The sequence below is a fragment of the Amycolatopsis sp. NPDC047767 genome (genome assembly GCF_040704195.1).
In the GTDB taxonomy this organism is placed as follows: Bacteria; Actinomycetota; Actinomycetes; order Mycobacteriales; family Pseudonocardiaceae; genus Amycolatopsis.
Genome location: NZ_JBEYSJ010000006.1, coordinates 184,670 through 206,552 on the forward strand (window position 1 = coordinate 184,670; position 21,883 = coordinate 206,552).

The window sequence follows — 21,883 nt, forward strand, 5'->3', positions numbered from 1 at the left end:
CTCGAGTGCGTGGTATTTCTATACCGGCCAGTGTTAAGCTGGCGGTATAACTATACCTTTTGTGCTGCGAGGTTTTTCGTGATCGAACTGAAGACGCCTGCGGAGATCGACCGCATGCACGTGACCGGCCGCTTCGTCGCGGAGGTCCTCACCGAGGTCGGCCGGCTCGCCGACGTGGGCGTCAACCTCCTGGACCTCGAGCACCACGCGCGCGGCATGATCAAGCGGCGCGGGGCCGAGTCGTGCTACTGGGACTACTCGCCTTCGTTCGGCAAGGGACCGTTCCGCAACGTCATCTGCCTTTCGGTGAACGACGCGGTCCTGCACGGCCTGCCCCACGACTACGTGCTCCGCGACGGCGACGTGCTCACCGCGGACCTCGCGGTGAGCATCGACGGGTGGGTCGCCGACTCCGCTCGCACGGTGATCGTCGGGACTCCCGCAGAGGAGGACCTGCGGATCGTCCGCGCCACGGAGGAAGCGCTGGAGGCGGCGATCTCGGCGGCTCTCCCCGGCAACCGCCTGGGCGACATCTCCGCGGCGATCTACGCGGTGGCGACCTCGTACGGCTACCCGGTCAACACGGAGTTCGGCGGCCACGGCATCGGCCGCACCATGCACGAGGACCTGCACGTCTCCAACAAGGGCACGGCGGGGCGCGGCTTGAAGCTCCGGCCGGGCCTGACGCTCGCGCTGGAGCCTTGGTTCGCGCGCACGACGGACCGCATCGTGTACGACCCCGACGGCTGGACGATCCGCTCGGCCGACGGCTCACGGACGGCGCACTCCGAGCACACGGTGGCCGTCACCGAGGACGGGCCGGTGGTGCTCACGCGACGCGAGGCGGAACTTTCCGCCGGCTGACTCAGGTCACCCGGTGCCCTCGGCACCGGTGTACACCAGCACGTTCGGCGACCCGGTGCCCGCGTCGGTGATCTCGTCCTTCGTCCCCGCGTCGACCAGCGCGTCGCGGACCTCTTCGGGTGTGGCCGACGGGTTGTCGGCCAGGTACAGCGCGGCGGCGCCGACCACGTGCGGAGTCGCCATCGACGTGCCGCTGATGGTGTTGGTCGCGGTGTCGCTGCCGATCCAGGCGGACGTGATGTCGGTGCCGGGTGCGAAGAGGTCGAGACAGGTGCCGGTGTTGGAGAAGACGGACCTGGCGTCGGTGTCCGTGGTGGCGCCGACGGTGATCGCCTCGGGTACGCGGGCGGGCGAGGCGTCACACGCGCTGCCGCCGTAGGAGTTGCCGCCCGCGATGCCGTACGTGACACCGGCTTCGATCGACCGCTGCACGGCCTCGTCCACCACAGTGGACACGGGACCGCCGAGGCTCATGTTCGCCACGGCCGGCTTCTCGGCGTTCTCGGTGACCCAGTCGATGCCCGCGACGACCTGGTCGGTCGTACCGCTGCCGGTGCAGTCGAGCACGCGGACGGCGGTCAGGCTGACTTCCTTCGCCACGCCGTAGGTCGTGCCGCCGATCGTGCCGGCGACGTGGGTGCCGTGGCCGTAGCAGTCGGTGGCGTCGGAGTCGTTGTCCACGAAGTCGTACCCGGAGACGGCGCGGCCGTCGAACTCGGAGTGCGTGAGGTTGATCCCGGTGTCGATCACGTACGCGTGCACGTCGGCGGCCGTCGTGCTGTAGCTGTAATCCGCGTCCAGCGGCAGCTCACGCTGGTCCACCCGGTCGAGACCCCACGACGGCGGGTCCGACTGGTCCTCCGACACGTGGAGCACGCGGTTCTGCTCCACAAAGGACACCGCGGGGTCGGCGGCCGTGCGCTTGGCCTGCGTCTCGGACATCGTGCCGGTGAAGCCGCGCAACGCCTTCGAGAACGTGCGCTCGACCGACCCGCCGTGGCGGCCGGTGACGCTCTTCGCCGTCGACTCCACCGAAGTGCCGTTCTTGAGCACCACGAGGTAGCTGTCCTTCACCGCACCGGCGCTCCCCGCGCCCACGATCGCGCCTTCCTGAGCGGACGCCACGCCGCTGCCGAACACGGTGACGGTCGCGATCGAGGCGGCACTCGCCAGGATCGTCACGCTTCTGGTCACAGTTACCCGAGATTTGCGCACAGTTCGTCCCTCCTCGACCAGTGCGGACACCGGTTGGCCTGAGGCTAGGTGTGCGGCCCTGTTCGCCGGAAGAAGAGTCGTCCGGGAGGTTTTCACCGCGTTGCCCTGTTCGGACCATTCGCTGATCGGAAAACGGTTTTACCCCCGCACACCCGGCCAGCAAGAATTCACGCCATGCTGATCCGCCGAGCCGTCCGCGCCGACGAGACCGCGATCCGCGCCGTGCACACGGCCGCGTTCGCTCAGCCCGGGCTCACGACGGTGCCCGAGGCCCTGCTCGTCGACGGGTTGCGGGCCGACGGCGACCTCATCCCCGAACTGTCGCTGGTCGCCGAGCGGGACGGCCAGGTGGTCGGCCACGTGTGTTCGAGTCCCGCCAAGCTGGGCCAAGACCACCGCAGCGCCGTAGGTCTGGGGCCGCTCGGGGTGTTGCCGGAATTTCACCGCGGCGGCGTCGGGTCGGCGCTGGTGCACACAACGCTCGGAGCCGCGGACGCGCTCGGGTTCGGGCTCGTGGTTCTGCTCGGTGATCCGGGCTACTACGGCCGGTTCGGGTTCGTCCTGGCCGAGCAACTCGGCATCACGCCGCCGGTGCCCGAGTGGGCCCGGCACTTCCAGGCGCGCGCCCTCACCGCCCACCAGCCGGAGAACCGGGGCGCCTTCAGCTACGCGCCGGCGTTCGAACGACTGTGAAGGAAAACCGATGACCATCCTCTGGCGCCCCACCGGGCCGGTGGAGCTGGAACTCGTGCGCGAGCTCGAATGGCGTGCGTGGCCGCCGCGGTTGCCGGAGCAGCCGATCTTCTACCCGGTGCTCAACGAGGACTACGCGGTGCGCATCGCGAGGGACTGGAACGTGCGCCACGACGGCGCCGGGTTCGTCACGCGGTTCGAGGTGGCGACGGAGTTCCTGAAGCGCTACCCGGTGCAGCAGGCGGGCGGCGAGACGATCCTCGAGCTGTGGGTGCCCGCGGAAGAGCTGGCGGAGTTCAACCAGCACATCATCGGCGAGATCGAGGTCGTGCACGAGTTCCGCTGAAGGTTCAGGCCTTGAGGTGGTTGCGCGCCAGGAAGTCGTCGGCGATGTCGAGGGGGTTGCGCTTCTCGTCGGTGAACTGGACGTTCAGCTCGGTCAGCTGGTCGGTCGTCAGGGCGGCCGAGACGCGGTTCAGGGCGGCGACCTCGGCCGGCGACAGGGTGCCGCGGGCGACGAGTGGCACGATGTTCTGCGCCGGGAACATGTTCTTGTCGTCGTCCAGCGGGACGAAGCCGTTGGACTTGATCGTCGACGACGTGCTGAACAGGTCGGCCACCTGGACCTCGCCGGACTTGAGCGCGGCGACGGTGACGGGGCCGCCGGTGTCGGTGGTGCGGATCTCCTTGAAGGAGCAGCCGTACAGCTGTTTGATGCGGTCCTTCCAGCGACTGCTCCACTGGCCCGGCCCGCCCATCACCAGCTCCCCGCAGCGGCGGCCCAGGTCCGAGAACGTCCGCACGCCCGCGGCCGCCAGTTCGGGGCGCACCACCAGCAAGTCCTTGTCCTGCGCCGGCGCCTGGTCGAGGACCTCGAACCCGGCGGGCAGCTTCTGCTTGAGCTGCGCGTACACGTCGTCCGAAGTGGTCGCTTGCGTGTCCTTGTCGAAGTAGCGCAGGAGGTTGCCGCTGTAGTCGGGTACCACCGACAGCGACTTGTCCTGCAGCGCCTTCACCACGACCTCGCGGCTGCCGACCGGGGGGCGCACGGTGACGTTGGCGGCGCCCGCGTTGCGCAGCGCGCCGGCGTAGATCTGGGCCAGCAGGAGGCTTTCGCCGACGTCGGACGCGCCGATGATGATGTCGCCCGTCGTGCCGCCCTCGCCGCCGCCGGCGAGCGGGTTGCCGCAGCCCGAGACGACCAAGGCCAACGACACCAAGACCACACCCCAGCGCCTCACGCCACACCTCCCGCCGCCGCGGCCGAGCCGGTGGTCGCCTGCGCGGCGAGCCGGACGCCCTTCGGAACGAGTGCGCGCTGCGCCGCGGCGAGCACCAGGTCGAACACGATCGCCAGCAGCGCCGTCAGAATCGCGCCCGCGACGACCTCCGTGTAGTCCAGGATGGCCAGCCCGTCGAGCAGGAACCGGCCGAGGCCGCCGAGCCCGACGTACGCGGCGACCGCCGCCGTCGCGATGAGCTGCAGCACGGCGTTGCGGATCCCGCCCAGCACCAGCGGCAACGCGATCGGCAGCTCGACCTTCCACAGCTGCTGCCAGCCCGTCATGCCGATGCCCTCGGCGGCGTCGACCACGTCGTGCTCGGCCGCCTGCAGGCCCGCGTACGTGCCGGCCAGGATCGGCGGGATCGCCAGGACGACGAGCCCGATGATCGTGGCCGTGGTGCTCTCGGTGAAGAGCAGGAACAGGAACGTGACGAGCCCCAGCGTCGGCAGCGCGCGGATCGCGTTGCCCGCGCCCACCAGCACCACGGCGCCGCGGCCGGTGTGCCCGACCCACAGCCCCAGCGGGAACGCGATCACCACCGCGATGACCAGCGCCAGCAGCACGTACGCGAGGTGCTCGCCCAGGCGCGTGGCGATGCCGTCCGGGCCCTGCCAGTTGGCAGCCGTGGTGAACCAGTCGAAGACGTTCACGCCGCCGCCTCCGCGAGGACGGGCGCGCGGCCGGCGCGCTCCCACGGGGTCAGGACGTTGCGCAGCAGCACCAGCACCACGTCGACGACCAGCGCCAGCAGCAGCGTGAGCACGATGCCGACCACGATCGGCGAGAAGTACTCGCGCTGGAAGCCGTCGGTGAACAGCACGCCCAGCCCGCCGGTGCCGATCAGCGCGCCGACGCTCACGAGGCTGATGTTGCTCACCGACGCCACGCGCACGCCCGCGGCGAGCACCGGCACCGAAAGCGGCAGCTCCACGCCGAGGAAACGCCGCGGCGCCCGGTAACCGATGGCCGTGGCGGCGGCGATGACGTGTGACGGCACGGCGTCGAGCGCGTCGAGCACCGGGCGCACGAGCAGCGCCGTGGTGTAGATCGTGAGCGCGACGATCACGTTGATGCTGTCGAGGATCTTCGACCCGATCAGACCCGGGATCACCACGAACAGCGCCAGCGACGGGATCGTGTACAGCAGGTTCGCCACCACCAGCAGGACGCTGCGCACCGGCGGCCAGCGGTGCCCGAGCCAGCCCAGCACGACGGCCAGCACGATCCCGATCACCAGCGGCACCAGTGCGAGGTAGATATGCTCGCCCAGGTCCCCGAGAATCTCGCCGCGGTTGTTCGCGCTGCCCAGATAGCGCCCGAGCTCGTCGAAGAACCCGCCCATCAGGACGCCTGCGGGGTGGCCTCGATCACGTCCAGGACCTGGCGGGCCACGACGGTGCCCACCACGCGGTGTTCTTCGTCCACCACCACGCCGAGGCTGGCGGGCGAGGACAGGGCGGCGTCGAGCGCACCGCGGATCGGGGTGCCCTGCACGTAGAGGGAGCCGCCGGCCACGAGGTCGCCCTCGGCGAGCTCGCCGTCCACAGTGGAGTTCGGCGGCAGCCAGCCGCGGGGCTGCTTGTCGGAGTTCACCACGAGCTGCCAGCTCTTCGTCGGCTCCGGCAGCCTGGTGCCGAGCTCGACGACGTCCACAGGGGACACCTCGACACCGCTGGCTGACACGAAGGACAGTCCACGGTAGCCGCGGTCACGGCCGACGAACGAAGCCACGAAGTCGTCCACGGGGTGACGCAGCACGTCGGACGGAGTGCCGTACTGGGCGAGCACACCGCCCACCCGCAGCACCGCGATCTTGTCGCCGAGCCGCACGGCCTCGTCGATGTCGTGCGTGACGAACACGATGGTCTTACCCAGCTGCGACTGCAGCCGCAGCAGCTCGTCCTGCAGCTCCTCGCGCACGATCGGGTCGACGGCCGAGAACGGCTCGTCCATCAGCAGCACCGGCGAGTCCGCCGCGAGCGCCCGGGCCACGCCCACGCGCTGCTGCTGGCCGCCCGAGAGCTGCGCCGGGTACCGCTTGCCGAGCTCCTTCGGGAGGCCGACGGTCTCCAGCAGCTCGGCCGCGCGGGCGCGGGCCTTGCGCTTGTCCCAGCCGGACAGCAGCGGCACGGTCGCGATGTTGTCGAGCACCGTCCTGTGTGGAAAGAGGCCGGCGTGCTGGATCACGTAGCCGATGCCGCGGCGCAGCAGCGCGGGGTCGCCCTCGCTCACGTCCTTGCCGTCGAGCAGCACGGCACCCGACGTGGGCTCCACCATGCGGTTGATCATGCGCAGCGACGTGGTCTTTCCGCAGCCCGAAGGGCCGACGAGCACGGTGATCGTGCCGTCGTCGACGGTGAGCGAGAGACCGTTCACCGCCACCGTGCCGTCCGGATAGCGTTTGGTCACATCGCGGAACTCGATCGTCACGGACTTCTCCCCACGTCAGATGCAGATCGACCGTAGCCCACTCGGCGGGCCTTGGCAGCCTTTCCCGCACAGTGGCCGGATAGGCTCGTCGCCTGTGACCGCTCTCGACGACCTCCTGGCCGCGCACGGTGCCGGCGTACGCCCGCTGTACGAGGTGATCGACCTGCTCCGCACGGGCCCCCGTGAGCTGGCCGACCTGGTGCGGCTGGCCGCGGCGCCCCGGCGCAGTGTCGAGGACGTGCTGGCCGCGCTGGAGCGTGACCTGGAGCGTTCCGCCGCGGGTGTCCGGATCGCACCCGATGCGCTGCCGAAGTACGAGGCGTACCGCTTGCCGCGCCTGCCCGATCCGCTCGACGACGCCGTGGCCGCGCACTCCGAGCTGCTCGCGTCGATCTCCGGCTGGGTCGCCGGCGTGCCCGCGCCGCTCGCCGCGCTCGACCACGTGCAGGCGACGCCCGAGACGGTGCTGCGGCGTGCTTTGTGGCTCGCCGCCCGCTACGACCTGCGCCGCTCCCGCCTGCTGTTCCTCGGCGACCACGACCTGACCTCGCTGGCCGTGCACGCCGTGTGCCCCGAGGCCGAGCTGACCGTGGTGGACCTCGACGAGCGCGTTCTGTCCTACCTGGACTCCACCGGCTCACGCGCCGTCGCCACCGCGCACGCCGACCTGCGCGTCGGCCTGCCGCCCGCCGTCACGGGCCGCGCGGACCTCGTGTTCAGTGATCCGCCTTACACCCCGGACGGCATGGGGCTGTTCGCCGCGCGCGCCGTGCAGGCGCTGCGCGAGCCGACCGAGGGCCGCATCCTGCTGGCCTACGGCTACAGCCCCCGCCACCCGGCGCTCGGCGCCCAGGTGCAGCGTTCGCTGGCGACGCTCGGGCTCACGTTCGAGGCGATCCTGCCCGACTTCAACCGTTACGACGGAGCGCAGGCCATCGGCGCCGCCGCCGACCTCTACGTCTGCCAGCCCACCGCGAAGGCCCGCAAAACGGGCCGGGGCAAGGGAAAGTCGGCCATCTACACCCACGGGCCGCAGTCGGTCGAGGCCACCGGCACGAAACCGACACTGCTGTCCGCGTTGCGCGACATCGCCTCCGAAGGCGGCCTGGCCCTGGAAACCCGGCCCGTCGACTGGTCGATGTCCGCGCCCGAGGGTGACGCGGTCGCCATGGACCTCACCGCCGACCCCGGCCCGTGGCTGCTGCGCACCCTGCTCGGCACCAACGCCCGGCGGCTGGCCCTGCTCGTGCCCAACAACCACCCGGACCTCGCCGACGCGGCCTCGCAGGCGGCACTCACCGACCTCGTGGCCGGCAAGTACCGCCTGCGGTTCCTGCGCAGCACGCCGGACAACCGCCACGCCGTGGTCACCGCGGACATGGTCGACGACCCGTCGGAAGTCCTCACGCGGGCGCACGCGCGGCTGGCGAACGTCGCGCTCGACGTGCCGGGCGACCTGGTGGACCTGCGGCTGGTGGACGTGCCGCGGCATCGGCTGGCGGAACTGCTGCGCTGACGCGTCAGAGCAGCTCCGCCGCCAGTGCCTTGTAGACACTGACGACCTCGTCGTCGTAGACCTGCAGCTCGACGTCCGGTATCGCCGCGTGGGTGGCGTGGCGGGTGGTGATCACCTGGATGGCGACGTGGTCGGCGCCGGCCTCGACGTGCTCGCCGAGCTGCCGGGCGATGGCGGCCGCGTCTCCGTGGGCGACTACGGCGTCGATGAGGCGGTCGCTGCCGTCGCCGGCCAGGTCTTCGTCGGTGAAGCCCAATCGGCGCAGGTTGTTCGTGTAGTTGGTGAGACCCAGGTATGGGTGCTTGATGCGCGGCCGCGCCGTGTCACGGGCGCGCACCGGGTCCGGGTCGAGCACCACCTTGTGCTCGGGCGCCAGCAACGCGGACGGGCCGAGCGCCGCCCGCGAAAGCCGCGTGTGCGACGGCGGCACGAGGTAGGGCACCGACCCGCCCGCGCGCGAAGCCGTGAGCTCCAGCATCTTCGGGCCCAGCGCGGCGATCGCGCGGCCTTCGACCGGCACGCCGGCCGCGTCGAGACCGTCGAGGTAGGCCTTCATCGCGGCGAGCGGCTTGGTGAACTCGCGCGTCTGCTCCGGGTGCCCCGCGCCGATGCCGAGCCAGAACCGGCCGGGGAACCGCGAAACCAGCCGGTGGTACGCCTTCGCAGCGAGGGCCGGGTCGCCGTGCCAGATGTTGAGGATGCTCGTGCCGACCACGAGCGTCGAGGTCGCTTCGAGGAGTTCGTCCAGGCCGGCGAGATCCGGCGGTGGGCCGGCGACCCACAACGTGGTGAAGCCGAGCTGCTCGATCTCCTTCGCCATCGCCGGGGTGGTCAGGGCGGCCGGTTGCCAGACGCCGTAGGCGCCGAGGTCGATCGTCATACCCCCAGCGTGGCGGGCGGAAAATGGACCGGCAAGTCCAAAAAAGGGGCTCCCCGCGCCGGGGAGCCCCTTTTCTTGGCGCGAGCGATCAGTCGGTCACGCCGTCGGCCACCGCGGCCTTGGCGACGGCCGCCGCGACCTCCGGGGCGACGCGCGGGTCGAGCGGGCTCGGCACGATGCGGTCGGGGCCGAGGTCGTCGGTCGCGACGGCGACGATGGCGTCGGCCGCGGCCAGCTTCATGTTCTCGGTGATCGCGCGCGCGCCGGCGTCGAGGGCGCCGCGGAAGACGCCGGGGAACGCCAGCACGTTGTTGATCTGGTTCGGGAAGTCGCTGCGGCCCGTGGCGACGATCGCCGCGTAGCGCGCCGCGTCGGCCGGGTGGACCTCCGGGTCCGGATTGGACAGTGCGAACACGATCGGGTCGTCGGCCATGGAGCCGAGCAGCTCGGGGTCGATCGTCGCGCTGGACAGGCCGAGGAACACGTCGGCGCCCTTCAGCGCGGCCTCGAGACCGCCGGTGAGACCCGACTTGTTGGTCGTCGCGGCCAGCTGCTGCTTGATCGGGTTCAGGCCGTCGCGTCCGGAGTGGATGATGCCGCGGGAGTCGAGCACCGTGACGTCGCCGACGCCGGCCTCCTGCAGGATCTTCGCGCAGGCCACCCCCGCCGCGCCTGCACCCGAGATCACCACGCGCTGGTCTGCGATCGCGCGGTCCAGCACCAGGTTCGCCCCGCGCAGCGCCGCGAGCGTGACGATCGCGGTGCCGTGCTGGTCGTCGTGCATGACCGGGCAGTCGAGCGCGGCCTTGAGCTTGTCCTCCAGCTCGAAGCACCGCGGCGCCGAGACGTCCTCGAGGTTCACCGCGCCGAACGACGGGCGCAGGCGCACCAGCGTCTCCACGATCTCGTCGACGTCGGTGGTGTCGAGCACCAGCGGGATCGAGTCGAGACCGCCGAACGTCTTGAACAGCACCGACTTGCCCTCCATGACGGGCAGCGACGCGCTCGCGCCGATGTCGCCGAGGCCCAGCACCGCCGTGCCGTCGCTGACGACCACCACGAGACGGTCGGCCCAGGTGTACCGCTTCGCCTGGGCGGCGTCCTCGGCGATCGCGCGGCTCACCTTCGCCACACCGGGCGTGTAGGCGATCGAGAGGTCGCGCGGGTCGGAGATGGGCCGGGTGGCCGCCACGGAGAGCTTGCCGCCCTCGTGCCCGGTGAAGATCTCGGCGTCCGTCACCGGTGCGGCGGTGGCGGCCGTGCTGGCCTGGTCGGTCATCGAGGTTCCTGTCGTCGTTTCCGGCGTTCGCCCCTCGGCGATCGCGGAACTCGCGGGGTGGATCTGCGTCACTGAATTACTCCTGGGACTGCGAGCGGGGGACCACTGGCGGCGGGCGAAGGCGCACCCGGCGCCGATGGAACTTGTCCTCCGGACGGCAGCCCAGCGCGGTAGCGCCGGCCTGTCGGCGAGGCGTCACAGCGGCCATCCGATCCGTGGGGTGTGGCTGATGGCCGCGGACGCTGCGGTCTCCCAATCATGACAGCAGCCCCTCCGGCGGCGAACCCTCGGTGCGGCTCATGTCACAGATTCCGCGGACTTCTCGAGGAAAACCCCCGAAAAACCACCATTCCCAAGACGTCCGTCCGGTTTTGTTGAATGGTTCCGAACCGATTCAGTGATCGCGGCCACCCGCATTTCACGCCGCACGGCACTCGATAAGGTGAGCGCATGCAATTCCGCCCGCTGAAGGTCGCCGACGCCTACGAGTTCACCCCGCGCGCATTCCCCGACGAGCGCGGGCTCTTCGTGGCGCCGTTCCAGGAAGAGGCGCTCCTGGGCGCCACCGGGCACCCGATGCGCGTGGGTCAGACCAACCACAGCGTCTCCCGCCGCGGCACCATCCGCGGCGTGCACTTCGCCGACGTACCGCCGGGCCAGGCGAAGTACGTCTACTGCCCGGCCGGCTCCCTGCTCGACGTGATCGTCGACGTGCGCACGGGCTCCCCCACCTTCGGCCAGTGGGATTCCGTCCTGCTCGACGCGAAGGACTTCCGCGCCGTGTACGTCGCCGAGGGCCTGGGCCACGCGTTCGTCGCGCTAGAGGACAACACGGCGATGGCCTACCTGTGCTCGGAGCCGTACAACCCCTCGGGCGAGCACGGCATCAGCCCGCTCGACCCCGCGCTCGACCTGCCGTGGCCCGCGGACCTGACGCCTATTGTGTCCGAAAAGGACCGTTCCGCCCCGACCCTGGCCGAGGCCGCGACGCAGGGCCTCCTGCCGTCGTACGCGGATTGCACGGCGTACTACGAGAAGCTGCGCTCGGTTCACCACTGAACTTCGGTCACCTCGTGCCCGGCTCTTGCCGTTGCCCTTTTAATATGTGCGCATATAGTATGCTCGCATGGCACTTTACGAGTACGAGCACACCGAGACCACCGCCGCGCCGGCGTCGGTCGTATGGCCACTGTGGACGGACACCGCCCGCTGGCCCGAATGGGACGGGGGCCTGCGGGAAGTCGTGCTGGACGGCCCGTTCGAGGCGGGCACCCGCGGCACCATGACGATGCCGGACCAGCCGCCGATCCCGTTCACGCTCACCGCCGTCGACGACGGCCGCGGGTTCACCGACGAAACCCGGCTGCCCGACGCCACGCTCGTCTTCGAGCACTGGCTGGAAGACATCGACGACGGCACGCGCATCGTCTACCGCGTGACGGTGGACGGACCGCCGGAGCTGGGCCCCGCCGTCACCGAGGACACCCCGGACGCCATGCGCGCGCTGGCGCGGCTGGCCGAGGCATCCTTGCGGGCATGACCGCTCCGGAGTCCCGCCTGCCCGGCCCCGACGCGAGCCCCGGCTTCCTGCTGTGGCGCGTCACCCTGGCCTGGCAACGCGTGATGCGCGCCGCGCTGGCGCCGCACGACCTCACGCACGTCCAGTTCGTGCTGCTCACCACCACGTGGTGGCTCACGCGTTCCGGCGAGCCGCCCACGCAGCGGCAGCTCGCCGAGCAGGCCGGCACGGACACGATGATGACCAGCCAGGTCGTGCGCAAGCTCGCGGACCGCGGGCTGCTCACGCGCGCCGACGATCCGGCCGACGCGCGCGCGAAGCGGGTGCAGCTCACGGAAGCCGGCTCGGCGCTCGTCGCGAAAGCTTTGCACGACGTCGAAGACGCCGACGCGCGGTTCTTCGGCGGGCTCGGCGAGCGGACCGGCGGGTTCGTCTCCGCGCTGGCCGATCTCGGGACGTGAGGCCTCAGGCCAGCACGTCCTCCGCCAGCACCCGTTCCACGTTGCGCTCCGCCAGGGCCGTGATCGTGACGAACGGGTTCACGCCCGTGCTGCCCGGGATGAGCGAGCCGTCCGTCACGTAGAGGTTGCTGTAGCCCTTCACGCGCCCGAAGTCGTCGGTCGCGTCGCCGAGGACGAGGCCGCCGAGGGGGTGGTAGGTGAAGCGGTTCTCGAACGGGCGGGTGTCGCCGAAGAGGTCGTAGCGGTAGATGGTGACGTTCGCCGCGTTGATCTTGTCGAACAGCGCCTTGGCCGCGTCGATCGACGGCTGCCCCTGCGCGGCCGTCCACTGCAGTTTCACCGAATCCGAAGCCACATCGTAAGTGAAGTGCCCACGTTCCGGGTTCTTCGTGATCGCGAGGTACAGGCTCACCCACGTCTCGAGCCCGGCCGGCACGGGCGCGATCTCCGCGAAGACCGGGTGCACGGGGTCGTTCCAGTTGTCGATCCCGAGCGCGGGCATGCCGGACTGCAGGCTGCCCGTGGTGTCCCAGACGTGGTTGGCTCGCCCGAGCATCACGTTGCCGTTGGTGCCCCAGCCCTGACCCACGGCGTCGGGCAGGTCCGGCAGCCGGCCGGTTTCCCGAGCTCGCACCAGCAATTCCGTGGAACCGACACTTCCGGCGCCGAGGAAAAGGTGCTTGGTGCTCACGTGCTTGGTCGCCACGACCGCGCCGTACGGGTCGATTTCGCGCACCACGAGCGTGTACGTGCCGTCGGGCTGCTGGATGATTTCGCGAACCTCGTGCAGTGTCTGGATCGCCACGTGACCGGTGCCGAGTGCGGCCGCGAGATAGGACTTGTCCAGCGAACGCTTGCCGTGGTTGTTGCCGTAGATCACTTCCGACGCGAGCGCGGAGCGTTCCACAGTGCCGGCTTCTTCCTGTTCCAGGTAAGAGAAGTCGTAGACGCTGGGCACGAACGTCGTCGTGAACCCGGCTTTCTGCGCGGCTTTCCGGGAAACGCGCGCGTATTGGTAAGAACGGCAGGTCTCGAACCACTGCTCGTCCACGGAGTTCACGCCGAGCCCGGCCCGGGCGCGCGGGAAGTACTTGCCGTACATCTCGTCGGCGTCGACCCGCGGCAGGATTTCCTCGAAGTACGAACGTTTCGGCGTCACCGCCATCGCGCCGTTGACCAGCGAGCCGCCACCGACGCCGCGGCCCAGGTACACGGACATGTCGCCGTAGTTCACGCGGTCGAGCACCCCGGCGTACGGCTTGATGTCGCGGTTGGCGAGGTCGAGCCACAGGAACGACGCGAGCGGCGCCTGCGTGCGGTTCTTGAACCACATCGAGCGCTGGTCGGGGTTCAGCATCTCGCAGAAAACCTTGCCGTCGGGGCCCGGATCGTGCCAGAGCTGCCCCATTTCGAGCATCAACGTGGGCACGCCGGCCTCACCGAGGCGCAATGCGGTGGCCGCGGCGCCGTAACCCGTCCCGATGATCACGGCGGGCGAATACTCGGGCAGCGGCGTGTTGGTGGCGGCGCGGGCGGTGGCGGCGGAAATCCCGGTCAGTCCGAAGGCCGCGGCGGTGTTCAGCGCGGCGAGGCCGAGGAAACGGCGGCGCGTCAGGGCTGGCATGCCTGCATGGTGTCGTCGCGGTTCCGGAGCTGACAAGGCCGAAATTGAGCAGTATTCGCATCCACCCAGTAAACGGCGTTAAGTTTCACCCGGCCGGGTCAATTGGCGAGTGACTCCGATCGCTGTTTCTTCCGCGTGACCCAGATGGTGATGGTCGCCGTGACGACGGTCGTCCCGCGCGCGTCGAGGATCCGCACCGGCACCGGGAGGTCGAACCCCTCGTCGCCGAACTCGGGCAGCTGCGGCAACTCGGCGACGCCCCGCAGGCCCGTGGTCGCCTTGGCCAGGTACCGCACGTCCATACCCTTGGGCAGCCAGCGGTGCGACGGCGGCACGGTCGCTTCCGCCAGCAGGCCCATCGCGATCTCCGCGAGGTTGCACGCGGCGATGGCGTGAAAGGTCCGGATGTGGTTGTGGACACCCCACCACTTCGGCGCGGTAACCGAGCAGTGCCCCGGACGCAGCTGCCGCACCGACGGCAGCGCCGTCCCGAAGTAGGGCACCCGCAAGCACATCGCGGCGGAAAACAGCTGCTTACCGCCCGGTTTGTCCACCAGCCGGCGCCACAGCGCGAACGTCGGGCTCGTGCCCATCGAAACCTCCCCACTTACCTACTCGTCAGTAGGTAAGCACAGCGGGCGACCTGCCCGCAAACGGGGGCGGGGCTATATTCGGGCTCGTGGCACATCGGCTCTTCCTCCTCAGGCACGGTCAGACCGAGTGGTCCGTCAACGGCAGGCACACCGGGCGCACCGACATCCCGCTCACGCCGGCGGGTGAGGACCAGGCGCGCGCGGCGGGCGGCACCCTGCGCACCCTGCTCGGCGGCCCCAAGCTCGTGATCTCGAGCCCGCGCGAACGCGCGAAGCGCACGGCCGAGCTCGCCGGCCTGCGCGTGGACGAGCTCACCGAAGACCTCGCCGAGTGGGACTACGGCGAGTACGAAGGTGTCACCACGCCGAAGATCCGCGAAACGGACCCGGGCTGGACCGTGTGGACACACGCGATCCCGGGCGGCGAGAGCGCGGCCGACGTGGCCGCGCGCGCCGACAAGGTCCTCGACCGCGCGCGCCGCGAGATCGACAACGGCGACGTGGTCCTGGTGGGTCACGGGCACTTCAGCCGCGTGCTGGTGGCTCGCTGGGTGGGCCTGCCGTCCACGGCGGGTGTCCACTTCGGACTGGACCCGGCCGGCATCGCCGTGCTGGGCGACGAACGCGGCGAACCCCAGGTCGAGCACCTGAACCTGCTGCCCGCACTGGAAGGCTGAGCCCTTGCCCGACCCCCGCATCCGGCGGATCCGGCCCGAAGACGTCGACGCCGTGGTGGAACTGGTCTACGCGCTCGCCGAGTTCGAGCGCATGCCCGAAGAGTGCCACCTCGAGGCGCCGCAGCTGCACAAAGCGTTGTTCGGTCCCGCGCCGGCGTTGTTCGGCCACGTCGCGGAGGTGGACGGGCGCGTCGGCGGGTTCGCGTTGTGGTTCCTGAGCTTCTCGACGTGGCGCGGCGTGCACGGCATCTACCTGGAAGACCTGTTCGTGCGCAGCGAGCTGCGTGGCTCGGGGCTGGGCAAGGCGCTGCTCGCGGCGCTGGCCGCCGAGTGCGTCGAGCAGGGGTACGAGCGGCTGGAGTGGGCGGTGCTGAACTGGAACCCGGCGGTCGGGTTCTACCGGGCGCTCGGCGCGCTGCCGCAGGACGAGTGGACCACCTACCGGCTCACGGACGCGCCGCTGAAGGCGCTCGCCGCCGAAAGCTGACGCGGCCGGACACGTCAGTCGCGCTCGTGGCGCTCGCGTTCCTCACGGCGCCCGGCGAGGCCACCGCGTTCGGCTGCTTCTTCCTCCGTCTCGCCTTCGCGCAGGCCGAGCGCCCACGCGCGGGCCGGGCGGCGGAAGAGCAGCACGAGCGCCGCGAGGCCGCACACGCCGATCGGCACACCCCACGCCGGCTGGCCGGACGGGCCGAGCACATACCAGCCCACGCCCATGAGCAGCAGCGCGACCACGACCCCGGGCGAACGCGCCCACTGCCGGCCGAGGACCAGCCCGGCCGACGCGGCCAGGAACGCGATCGCCAGCACCGCGTAGGTGCCGAACTCGGCCCAGATGTTGTTGCCCGGCTGCGAAGGTTCTCCCAAGCCGCGCACGAGGATCACGACGCCCAGCACCAGGAGCCCGAGACCGGGCAGCGCGGTGAGGATCCCGGCCAGCCGGACCTCGAACGGGGTGGGCGGCTGGTTCTCGTCGAGCGACACGGCTGCGGCCTTCCAAGCTGCTTTGCGGGAGCACAGCGACCCGACCTGCACGGGTCACGGTGGGTGAGCAGTTTCGATCGTATGCCACCCGGTCGGCCGTTTTCGCGGGGCGCCGGGCACGTGAAAATCGGGGTTGTCGTCGATGAGCGGGCGGTCGGCCCGGGTGCACTTGTCACGACGAGCGGATGTTCGCCGTACGCAAGGGAGGATCGCCCGCCACAGGGTCACCGGACGCAGTACTGGCGCATTCCTCCGAGGCGGTTGCGGCCTCGTTCACCGTGCTGAGCTTCGCGTCACCTTGTGCCGTCGAAGGTTCTCGCGCCGGGTGAACGTCACCTACGCTGCGGAAGTGCGCGCCATCCTCGTCGTGAACCCGCAGGCCACCTCGACCACCGCCGGTGGCCGGGACGTGCTGGCGCACGCGCTGGCCAGCCAGCTGAAGCTCGACGTCGTCGAGACGGACTACCGCGGCCACGCGATGGCCGTGGCGCGCTCGGCGGCCCGCGACGGCTTCGACCTGGTCGTGGCCCACGGCGGCGACGGCACGGTCAACGAGGTCGTCAACGGCCTGCTCGCGGATTCCACCGGAAACCCGGGCGAGCTCGGGTGCGTCCCGATGCTCGGCGTGGTGCCCGGCGGCTCGGCCAACGTGTTCGCACGCGCCCTCGGCCTTCCCGTGGATCCCGTCGAGGCGACGCACCAACTACTGAACGCGCTCGAGAACGACCGGCGCCGCCGCATCGGCCTCGGGCTCGCCGACGGGCACTGGTTCACCTTCAACGCCGGGCTCGGCTGGGACGCCGACGTGGTGGGCCGCGTCGCGAAACGCCGGGGCAAGGAAACGAGCGCGGCGCTCTACCTCCAGGCCTCAGTGCGCTCCTACTTCCGGCCGCCGCTGGGCCGGCCGGCCCTGACGGTGCGGATCCCGGGCGAAGAACCCGCCGAGGTCGTGACCGCGTTCGTGTCCAACACCGATCCGTGGACCTACCTGGGTGATCGCGCCGTCCACCTCAACTCGGGTTGCTCGTTCGAGACGGGATTGGGCTTGTTCGCGTTGAACGGTCTGCGGTTGCCCACCGTGTTCACTCATGTACGCCAAGCTTTGCTCACGAAGAGCGACCAGCACGGGCGGCACCTGGTGCGCCACGACGACGTGCCGATGATCCGCATCGACGCAGCTGAACCGGTGAACTTCCAGGTCGACGGCGACCTCGTCGGGCAGCGGACGCGAGTGGAATTCCACAGCGTTCCGGATGCACTCACAGTAATCGTGTGACGGTCCGACCACTGATCGCCTGCGGCAAAGTGCATTTTGCCGCTCGTCGACGCAGAAGCTCCGCTCACCGCATCGCGCTTCCGCCACACGGTCCGTTTCGGACAGAAACCGCAGGTCAGAGGCGTCGCTCGGCCGGGTGAGCTGACTCACCGATCTTCGGGAAACCCTTGTCGAACGCGGTCCTTCGTGAAAGCATTCACAAGCACCCAAAAACACGACCGCCATGACGACTGTGGCGCGGCCCTCCCGCGCCACTATGAAGGAGCTCACGAACATGGACTGGCGCCACGACGCGTCCTGCCGAGACGAGGACCCCGAGCTGTTCTTCCCGGTGGGAACCAGCGGTCCGGCTCTGCTGCAGGTCTCCGAGGCGAAGGCCGTGTGCCACCGCTGCACCGTCGCTTCCGACTGCCTGGCCTGGGCTCTGGCCAGCGGCCAGGACGCCGGCGTGTGGGGCGGCATGAGCGAGGACGAGCGACGCGCGCTCAAGCGCCGCCGTACGCAGATCGGCACGCGTACCATCGCCTGAGCCTGAAGGCTCAGAAGCACCAAACCCTGAACTGGATTTGTCGCAGGGGACTTTTCTTGTCCCCTCCGCCTGCGACTTGGGGCGATACCCATCCGGTTTAAGCGTAACAACCGAGGTGAAACCACCCGCACCCGGGTGCACTGCACCTCACCAGGACTGAACAAGTCCTCCCGCGGAACGTCGTGAGGGCCGGTACCGATTCGTTCGGTACCGGCCCTTCGGCATGTACGGGTTCTTTCGGCGCGCACGGTTCTTGCCGTCCCGCCCGCGGCGGTGGCGGGACCGTCGCCACAGCCCTTGAGCGCGTCGTGGCGTCTTTGCCGCGCCCTCTTCGGCGCCGCCGGCCCATCACCCGCCGGCCGTCCGTTGTGGACTGACCCCGCGACCGATTGCCCTGGGGTAGAAGATCTTTCGCGTTTCGCCTTTCCCCGCGTCGGCGTGAGCTCGCTCCGCCGCCCGAGTTCCCGGTGAGCGGTTATCCGCCGGTTGAACGTTTCCCGAACGAATCCTGAACGGGACGCGACCCACCCCTCTCTCACACACCCTGACACCTCGCACAGCATTGCCGTTTGACGATACTGTGTCTCACACACTATCGTGGTGAGCGTGAAAGACACCGACTTGCTGGACGCGCATCGGCAGGAGCTGTGGCGGGGGACGGTCGTGCTGGCGAGCCTGCTGGCACTTCAGAAGCCCGGGTACGGCTACGGACTGCTCGACGCACTGGAGCGCGCGGGGGTGCCCGCGCCGGCCAACACGCTGTACCCGCTGTTGCGCCGCCTGGAGGCTCAAGGGCTGCTGACCAGCGAGTGGGACACCTCGGGCACCCGGCCGCGGAAGTTCTACCGCACGAGCCGCGACGGGCTGCAGCTCGCGCGGGAGCTGCAGAAGGAGTGGCGCGCCATAGACACCGCGCTGAGCCGACTGGACACCGAAGCGGAACCGGAGCCGAACACCGAAGCAGACACCGAACTGGGGGAACAACCATGAGCACCACACTCACCGACCGATACGTGGCCGCCACCGTGCGGCACGTCTCGGGCAAGCACCGCGGCGAGATCGACCGCGAGCTGCGCGCCGCGATCGCCGACGACGTCGAGGCCCGCGTCTCGCTCGGGGAAAGCCCGGGCCAGGCCGAGTACGCGGCGCTGGCCGAGCTCGGCGACCCGGCGCAGCTGGCGACGCGGTACGCGGACAAGGCGACCGTGCTGATCGGGCCGGCCACCTACCCGAACTACGCCAAGGCGATGCGGCTGCTGAGCGCGACCGTGCTGCCGATCACCTACCTCGTGAACGCGATCGGGCACTGGGTGCGCGGCGAAAACGTTGCGGCGGCGATCTTTTCGCCCCTGGGCGTGACGCTGACCGCCGCGGTGTACCTGTTCACGGGGGTCACCGTCCTTTATGTACTCGTCGATCGGTTCGGCAGCGAGCGCGGTCCCGGGGAACCCGACGAGGATTGGAAACCCGACCAGCTCCCGTTCTCCGACGCCACCGCGACCACCACGTGGAACGAGATCGTCAGCGGGATCGTGCTGGCGGTCCTGCTGGTGGTGGCGCTGTTCGTGCAGCGCTCGGCCCTGCTCGTGACCACGGCGTCCGGCACACGGGTGCCGGTGCTCGACCCCGCGTTGTGGGGGTTCTGGGTGCCGTTCTTCGTTGTCGTGCTGGTGCTTTCGCTCGCTTTGGCGGTGGCGAACCTGCGCCTGGGCCGCTGGACGCTCGCAACGGCCGTCGCCGGCACTGTGCTCATCCTCGCCGCGACGGGACCGCTCGCGTACCTGTTCCTCGAAGCGCGCGTGCTCAACCCGGCGCTCGGCAACGTCTTCACCGCGACCGGCAGCTGGATCGGCTGGCTCGCGCTGGTCGTCCTGGCCGCCGTCACCGTCGCCGTGCTCGCCAAGACCTGGCGCCACCGCGACCGTCAGCGGATCGAGGTCCGATGATGGCCACGCTCGCCCCTCCCGAAAAGCCCACCACTCCCCCGGAACTGCGCCGGGAGCTGATCGTCAACCTCGCCATCAACCTCATCGCCCCGGCCGCACTCTTCTACGGGCTGCGCGCACTCGGCGTGAACCAGTGGCTGGCGCTGCTGGCGGGTGTGGTCCCGCCGGCCGTGCGCGCCGTGCAGACCGTGATCACGAAGCGGCGCGTGGACACGCTCGCGGTGTTCACGTTGAGCATCCTGGTGCTGAGCGTCGCGACTTCCTTCCTGTCCGGCAGCCCGCGGTTCCTGCTGGCCAAGGACGGCTGGATGACCGCGGCCGCCGGGCTCTGGATGCTGGCGACGCTGCTGCGGACACCGTTCCTGTACCAGGTGCTGCGGTCGTTCCTCGGCCAGGCGGCGCGGGAACGCATGGAGCGGAACTGGCTCGGCTCGCCCACCTACCGCCACGTGCTGCGCGTGACCACCGCGATGTGGGGGGTGGTGCTCGTGCTCGACGCCGGGGTGCGCATGGTGCTGGCGTACGCGCTGCCGGTGGACCGGGTGCCGTTGATCAGCGGGCTGCAGTACGTGGCGGTGTACCTCGCGCTCGAGGTCGCCACGCGGGTCTACGCCCGGCGCAAGAGTGTCGCCGCCGCGATCGCGGCCGAAGTCGGAGAGGAATCGTTGCCATGACCGTCGTTCTGATCACCGGGGGTTCGAGCGGTATCGGTGCCGCCGTGGCGCGGCACTTCGCGGCCGAGGGCGCGCGGGTGGTGGTGGCCGACGTCGACGAGGCCGCCGGCGCTGAGGTCGCCGCCGAGGTCGGGGGCCGGTTCGTGCGCACCGACGTCACGCGGCCCGAGGACAACGAAGCCGCCGTGGCCGCGGCGGTGGCCGAGTACGGCGGGCTCGACGTGGTGCACCTCAACGCCGGCACCGGCGGCGCGGGCGGGCTCGACGACTTCGACCTGGAGCGTTATCGCCGCACGTTGGCGGTGAACGTCGACGGCACGATGTTCGGCCTGCGGGCCGCCGTCCCGGCGCTGCGGGCTCACGGCGGGGGCGCGATCGTCGTGACGTCGAGCCTCGCCGGCATCTCGCCGGCTACGTTCGACCCGGTGTACTCGGCGAGCAAGCACGCGATCATCGGGCTGGTGCGGTCGCTGGCCCCGGCCTGCGCGGATTCGGGGATCACGCTCAACGCCGTGTGCCCGGGGTTCGTGGAGACGCGGATGATCGGCGGGCTGAAGGACACGCTCGTGGCGAACGGCTTGGCCGTGGCTTCTCCGGTGGAAATCGCGTCCGCCGTCGCGGCGATCGCCGCGGGCGAGGGCACCGGTGAAGCGTGGATGCTGCAGGCCGGGCGGGCACCGGAACGCGTCGAGTTCCCGGTGGTCGAGCTCAGCCAGGCGTGACCGAGTCGCGCAAGGTGAGGTAGGCGTCGAGCTGGGCGGCGCCGCCGAGCAAGGCGCGGCTGCGGGCGGTGAGCCGGTGCTGCCAGGCGTCGAGGAAGGCGCTCAACGCATCGGACCCGCCCGCTTCGCGCAAGGACTCGAGGAACTGCGCGACCTGACGCAGCAGGTAGCCGCCGCGGCGCAGCTGCCGGGCGATCTCGGCGTCGCGGACGCAGTCCGGGCCGTATTCGCGGTAACCGGTGGCCCGGTCTCGTTCGGGGCGAAGGATTCCCTCGGTTTCCCAGGCGCGCAGCGTCGCCGGGTGCACGTCGAGGCGGCGGGCGAGCTCGCCGACGGTCAGCGGCGGGCCGGGGAACGGCGCCGGAGCCGCGGACAAGGTGCCCAGCGCCGTCGCGACCTCGGTGCGGGTGTCACGTTCGGCGAGCAGGGCGACGTGCGCGGCATCGATGAGCCGGTAGGCGGACTCGGTGCCACCGCGGTGGATCGAGCGCATGATTTCCACCGCCGGCTGGTGCCCGTGGCCCGCCCGCAACGCGAGGAACGCCCGCAGGGCCTGCGCGTGCAGCGGCGTGTAGCGGCGGTAGCCGGTGTCGCTGCGTTCGGTGGGCGGGAGCACACCGGCGTCGTCGTAGTTGCGGACGGCTTGGGCGGACAACCCGTGCTCCCGGGCGAGGTCGATCGGTCGCAGGGTGAACCTCCGTTTGAGGCTTTGGGT

Annotated in this window: 26 protein-coding genes; 15 read left to right on the plus strand and 11 right to left on the minus strand. The window is 70.3% G+C overall.

The genetic code is table 11. The features are described 5' to 3' along the window. The first annotated feature begins 78 nt into the window (after positions 1–78). Positions 79–864 carry a type I methionyl aminopeptidase gene (gene map / locus AB0878_RS13770; RefSeq protein ID WP_366579657.1) on the plus strand — a complete coding sequence of 262 codons (786 nt, stop codon included), beginning with the start codon at positions 79–81 and terminating at the stop codon, positions 862–864. A gap of 6 nt (positions 865–870) precedes the next feature. Here map and AB0878_RS13775 read toward each other — a convergent pair whose 3' ends face one another. Continuing rightward, entirely contained in the window at positions 871–2,058 is a 1,188-nt protein-coding gene (locus AB0878_RS13775; RefSeq protein WP_366579659.1) for a S8 family peptidase, read from the minus strand. A 195-nt stretch (positions 2,059–2,253) separates the two neighbouring features. Here AB0878_RS13775 and AB0878_RS13780 point away from each other — a divergent pair, with 195 nt between their 5' ends. Together AB0878_RS13780 and AB0878_RS13785 are read left to right on the plus strand one after the other, a co-directional pair. After that, on the plus strand, positions 2,254–2,772 hold the full coding sequence (locus AB0878_RS13780; RefSeq protein ID WP_366579661.1) for an N-acetyltransferase: 519 nt from the start codon (positions 2,254–2,256) through the stop codon (positions 2,770–2,772). Positions 2,773–2,782: 10 nt separating this feature from the next. After that, positions 2,783–3,118: a hypothetical protein gene (locus AB0878_RS13785; protein WP_366579663.1), complete on the plus strand. Its 336-nt coding sequence runs from the start codon at positions 2,783–2,785 to the stop codon at positions 3,116–3,118. 4 nt (positions 3,119–3,122) lie between these two features. Here AB0878_RS13785 and AB0878_RS13790 read toward each other — a convergent pair whose 3' ends face one another. The 4 genes from AB0878_RS13790 to AB0878_RS13805 are packed head-to-tail and all read right to left on the minus strand — an operon-like array spanning position 3,123 to position 6,488. Next, positions 3,123–4,013, minus strand: coding sequence for an ABC transporter substrate-binding protein (locus tag AB0878_RS13790; protein ID WP_366579665.1), 891 nt, complete (start codon positions 4,011–4,013; stop codon positions 3,123–3,125). Beyond that, positions 4,010–4,708 carry an ABC transporter permease gene (locus tag AB0878_RS13795; protein ID WP_366579667.1) on the minus strand — a complete coding sequence of 233 codons (699 nt, stop codon included), beginning with the start codon at positions 4,706–4,708 and terminating at the stop codon, positions 4,010–4,012. Before AB0878_RS13795 ends, AB0878_RS13790 begins: the two co-directional genes overlap by 4 nt. Continuing rightward, positions 4,705–5,400: an ABC transporter permease subunit gene (locus AB0878_RS13800; RefSeq protein WP_366579669.1), complete on the minus strand. Its 696-nt coding sequence runs from the start codon at positions 5,398–5,400 to the stop codon at positions 4,705–4,707. Before AB0878_RS13800 ends, AB0878_RS13795 begins: the two co-directional genes overlap by 4 nt. Further along, a complete protein-coding gene (locus tag AB0878_RS13805; protein ID WP_366579671.1) occupies positions 5,400–6,488 on the minus strand; it encodes an ATP-binding cassette domain-containing protein in 1,089 nt (362 codons plus the stop codon). Before AB0878_RS13805 ends, AB0878_RS13800 begins: the two co-directional genes overlap by 1 nt. A 94-nt stretch (positions 6,489–6,582) precedes the next feature. Between AB0878_RS13805 and AB0878_RS13810 the strand changes: the two genes are divergently transcribed. Next, the gene (locus AB0878_RS13810; protein WP_366579673.1) at positions 6,583–8,004 is read left to right on the plus strand and encodes a bis-aminopropyl spermidine synthase family protein; all 1,422 of its coding nucleotides are present in this window, start codon (positions 6,583–6,585) and stop codon (positions 8,002–8,004) included. 4 nt (positions 8,005–8,008) lie between these two features. On the opposite strand, the gene AB0878_RS13815 is transcribed toward AB0878_RS13810, so the two are convergent. Further along, the gene (locus AB0878_RS13815; RefSeq protein ID WP_366579675.1) at positions 8,009–8,884 is read right to left on the minus strand and encodes an LLM class F420-dependent oxidoreductase; all 876 of its coding nucleotides are present in this window, start codon (positions 8,882–8,884) and stop codon (positions 8,009–8,011) included. Between the two features lie 88 nt (positions 8,885–8,972). Beyond that, a complete protein-coding gene (locus tag AB0878_RS13820; protein ID WP_366579677.1) occupies positions 8,973–10,163 on the minus strand; it encodes an NADP-dependent malic enzyme in 1,191 nt (396 codons plus the stop codon). A 450-nt stretch (positions 10,164–10,613) separates the two neighbouring features. Here AB0878_RS13820 and rfbC point away from each other — a divergent pair, with 450 nt between their 5' ends. The 3 genes from rfbC (at position 10,614) to AB0878_RS13835 (ending at position 12,143) form a co-directional block, all read left to right on the plus strand. Continuing rightward, a complete protein-coding gene (gene rfbC, locus AB0878_RS13825; RefSeq protein WP_366579679.1) occupies positions 10,614–11,222 on the plus strand; it encodes a dTDP-4-dehydrorhamnose 3,5-epimerase in 609 nt (202 codons plus the stop codon). Positions 11,223–11,289: 67 nt separating this feature from the next. Next, positions 11,290–11,703, plus strand: a complete 414-nt coding sequence (locus tag AB0878_RS13830) for an SRPBCC family protein (RefSeq protein WP_366579681.1) — start codon at positions 11,290–11,292, stop codon at positions 11,701–11,703. After that, positions 11,700–12,143 carry a MarR family winged helix-turn-helix transcriptional regulator gene (locus AB0878_RS13835; protein WP_366579683.1) on the plus strand — a complete coding sequence of 148 codons (444 nt, stop codon included), beginning with the start codon at positions 11,700–11,702 and terminating at the stop codon, positions 12,141–12,143. Before AB0878_RS13830 ends, AB0878_RS13835 begins: the two co-directional genes overlap by 4 nt. A 4-nt stretch (positions 12,144–12,147) precedes the next feature. On the opposite strand, the gene AB0878_RS13840 is transcribed toward AB0878_RS13835, so the two are convergent. Further along, positions 12,148–13,767 (minus strand): GMC oxidoreductase, encoded by a 1,620-nt coding sequence (locus AB0878_RS13840; protein WP_366579685.1) that lies wholly within the window; start codon positions 13,765–13,767, stop codon positions 12,148–12,150. 98 nt (positions 13,768–13,865) lie between these two features. Continuing rightward, the gene (locus AB0878_RS13845; protein ID WP_366579687.1) at positions 13,866–14,360 is read right to left on the minus strand and encodes a hotdog fold domain-containing protein; all 495 of its coding nucleotides are present in this window, start codon (positions 14,358–14,360) and stop codon (positions 13,866–13,868) included. 86 nt (positions 14,361–14,446) lie between these two features. Here AB0878_RS13845 and AB0878_RS13850 point away from each other — a divergent pair, with 86 nt between their 5' ends. Further along, positions 14,447–15,037, plus strand: a complete 591-nt coding sequence (locus AB0878_RS13850) for an acid phosphatase (protein WP_366579689.1) — start codon at positions 14,447–14,449, stop codon at positions 15,035–15,037. 4 nt (positions 15,038–15,041) lie between these two features. Next, positions 15,042–15,524, plus strand: a complete 483-nt coding sequence (locus AB0878_RS13855; protein WP_366579691.1) for a GNAT family N-acetyltransferase — start codon at positions 15,042–15,044, stop codon at positions 15,522–15,524. A gap of 14 nt (positions 15,525–15,538) precedes the next feature. On the opposite strand, the gene AB0878_RS13860 is transcribed toward AB0878_RS13855, so the two are convergent. Then, positions 15,539–16,021: a hypothetical protein gene (locus AB0878_RS13860; protein ID WP_366579693.1), complete on the minus strand. Its 483-nt coding sequence runs from the start codon at positions 16,019–16,021 to the stop codon at positions 15,539–15,541. Positions 16,022–16,370: 349 nt separating this feature from the next. Between AB0878_RS13860 and AB0878_RS13865 the strand changes: the two genes are divergently transcribed. From AB0878_RS13865 to AB0878_RS13890, 6 genes are all read left to right on the plus strand, one after another. Beyond that, positions 16,371–17,297, plus strand: coding sequence for a diacylglycerol kinase family protein (locus AB0878_RS13865; protein WP_366579964.1), 927 nt, complete (start codon positions 16,371–16,373; stop codon positions 17,295–17,297). A gap of 274 nt (positions 17,298–17,571) precedes the next feature. Then, the gene (locus AB0878_RS13870; RefSeq protein WP_220247091.1) at positions 17,572–17,826 is read left to right on the plus strand and encodes a WhiB family transcriptional regulator; all 255 of its coding nucleotides are present in this window, start codon (positions 17,572–17,574) and stop codon (positions 17,824–17,826) included. Between the two features lie 606 nt (positions 17,827–18,432). After that, complete coding sequence (locus AB0878_RS13875) at positions 18,433–18,816, plus strand: PadR family transcriptional regulator (RefSeq protein WP_366579695.1); 384 nt, start codon at positions 18,433–18,435, stop codon at positions 18,814–18,816. After that, positions 18,813–19,772 carry a permease prefix domain 1-containing protein gene (locus AB0878_RS13880; protein WP_366579697.1) on the plus strand — a complete coding sequence of 320 codons (960 nt, stop codon included), beginning with the start codon at positions 18,813–18,815 and terminating at the stop codon, positions 19,770–19,772. The genes AB0878_RS13875 and AB0878_RS13880 overlap by 4 nt, the downstream gene beginning before the upstream one ends. Beyond that, complete coding sequence (locus tag AB0878_RS13885; protein ID WP_366579699.1) at positions 19,772–20,446, plus strand: VC0807 family protein; 675 nt, start codon at positions 19,772–19,774, stop codon at positions 20,444–20,446. The genes AB0878_RS13880 and AB0878_RS13885 overlap by 1 nt, the downstream gene beginning before the upstream one ends. Next, positions 20,443–21,168 (plus strand): SDR family oxidoreductase, encoded by a 726-nt coding sequence (locus AB0878_RS13890; protein WP_366579701.1) that lies wholly within the window; start codon positions 20,443–20,445, stop codon positions 21,166–21,168. The genes AB0878_RS13885 and AB0878_RS13890 overlap by 4 nt, the downstream gene beginning before the upstream one ends. Here AB0878_RS13890 and AB0878_RS13895 read toward each other — a convergent pair. Then, on the minus strand, positions 21,155–21,856 hold the full coding sequence (locus tag AB0878_RS13895) for a MerR family transcriptional regulator (protein ID WP_366579966.1): 702 nt from the start codon (positions 21,854–21,856) through the stop codon (positions 21,155–21,157). The two genes, AB0878_RS13890 and AB0878_RS13895, sit on opposite strands and share 14 nt — an antisense overlap. Positions 21,857–21,883 lie beyond the last annotated feature (27 nt).

Bases quoted from the DNA above. Each gene is read 5' to 3' on its own strand.
- AB0878_RS13780 (WP_366579661.1), top strand. From the start codon at position 2,254: ATGCTGATCCGCCGAGCCGTCCGCGCCGACGAGACCGCGATCCGCGCC.
- AB0878_RS13785 (WP_366579663.1), top strand. From the start codon at position 2,783: ATGACCATCCTCTGGCGCCCCACCGGGCCGGTGGAGCTGGAACTCGTG.
- AB0878_RS13800 (WP_366579669.1), bottom strand. From the start codon at position 5,400: ATGGGCGGGTTCTTCGACGAGCTCGGGCGCTATCTGGGCAGCGCGAAC.
- AB0878_RS13815 (WP_366579675.1), bottom strand. From the start codon at position 8,884: ATGACGATCGACCTCGGCGCCTACGGCGTCTGGCAACCGGCCGCCCTG.
- AB0878_RS13820 (WP_366579677.1), bottom strand. From the start codon at position 10,163: ATGACCGACCAGGCCAGCACGGCCGCCACCGCCGCACCGGTGACGGAC.
- rfbC (WP_366579679.1), top strand. From the start codon at position 10,614: ATGCAATTCCGCCCGCTGAAGGTCGCCGACGCCTACGAGTTCACCCCG.
- AB0878_RS13830 (WP_366579681.1), top strand. From the start codon at position 11,290: ATGGCACTTTACGAGTACGAGCACACCGAGACCACCGCCGCGCCGGCG.
- AB0878_RS13835 (WP_366579683.1), top strand. From the start codon at position 11,700: ATGACCGCTCCGGAGTCCCGCCTGCCCGGCCCCGACGCGAGCCCCGGC.
- AB0878_RS13840 (WP_366579685.1), bottom strand. From the start codon at position 13,767: ATGCCAGCCCTGACGCGCCGCCGTTTCCTCGGCCTCGCCGCGCTGAAC.
- AB0878_RS13845 (WP_366579687.1), bottom strand. From the start codon at position 14,360: ATGGGCACGAGCCCGACGTTCGCGCTGTGGCGCCGGCTGGTGGACAAA.
- AB0878_RS13870 (WP_220247091.1), top strand. From the start codon at position 17,572: ATGGACTGGCGCCACGACGCGTCCTGCCGAGACGAGGACCCCGAGCTG.
- AB0878_RS13880 (WP_366579697.1), top strand. From the start codon at position 18,813: ATGAGCACCACACTCACCGACCGATACGTGGCCGCCACCGTGCGGCAC.
- AB0878_RS13885 (WP_366579699.1), top strand. From the start codon at position 19,772: ATGGCCACGCTCGCCCCTCCCGAAAAGCCCACCACTCCCCCGGAACTG.
- AB0878_RS13890 (WP_366579701.1), top strand. From the start codon at position 20,443: ATGACCGTCGTTCTGATCACCGGGGGTTCGAGCGGTATCGGTGCCGCC.